General features: G+C 64.2%; 1 protein-coding gene. It reads right to left on the bottom strand.

The genetic code is table 11. The features are described 5' to 3' along the window. Positions 1-122 precede the first annotated feature (122 nt). The coding region (locus tag AC1DKD_RS42545; protein WP_477144909.1) for a helix-turn-helix domain-containing protein at positions 123-360 on the bottom strand (238 nt) is incomplete at its 5' end.

Here is a 360-nt window from a genome sequence, read left to right as displayed (position 1 = left end):
GCGCTGGAGCGATTTGCCGTCCAGTGTCTTGTAGCGGCCGTTCGCCGTCCATCGGCCGTCAGGCCCCTGCTTTGCCGCTGGTATTTTGCCCCAGGAGCCGGGAGGCGTCGCGATGTTGCCCATTACGCGGCCCTCGGGAGGACTCGCTGTGCTGACATCCATGCCGCCAGGTCTTCGATGGCATAGACAACGGCGCCATCCTCCTGGCGGTAGTAGACGGGGCCTTTCCGCTTCGCTGCCCAGTTTGCGAGCGTGCCGGTGGAGCGCCGCAAGTATTGGGCAGCTTCGCTGCGGGTCAGGAACCTTGAGGGGATCCCGGGGATCTGGCTGGTGGTTACGTTGTCAGTGGTCATGCAGATC

The sequence above is a fragment of the Cupriavidus sp. 05T313 genome (assembly GCF_056396665.1).
This window is presented reverse-complemented; position numbering and strand designations above follow the sequence as displayed.